1 protein-coding gene is annotated in these 284 nt (G+C 47.5%); it reads right to left on the bottom strand.

Going from position 1 to position 284, the window contains the following annotated elements; translation table 11 throughout:
- Window positions 1-284: porin (locus HMPREF2606_RS05935; protein ID WP_141762178.1), on the bottom strand; the 284-nt coding region annotated here is incomplete at both ends.

The following is a 284-nucleotide window of genomic DNA, read 5'->3' on the forward strand; positions in this document are numbered from 1 at the left end:
GCAGAAGTGCGTTTAGAGAAGTCGTAGTCAGCACCAACGATAACTTGGTTGTAAGCGCTGTTCTCTTGTTTCACGCCTTCTTCTTTAGCTTTGAAGCCGTGAGCGTAAGAAACACGAGGAGTTACGTTGCCGAAGCGGTAAGCAGCAGTTGCACCAACTTCAGTACGTTCGTTTTTCTTAGCACCAGCTACGTCAGCTTTGAAGCCTTCGTATTGACCTACAACAGCAACCATCAGGTTGTTAGCATCGTAACCAGCAGTCAGACGGTGAGCTTGGTGATCTTT

The sequence above is a fragment of the Neisseria sp. HMSC070H10 genome (assembly GCF_001837635.1).
GTDB classification, from domain to species: Bacteria; Pseudomonadota; Gammaproteobacteria; order Burkholderiales; family Neisseriaceae; genus Neisseria; species Neisseria subflava_A.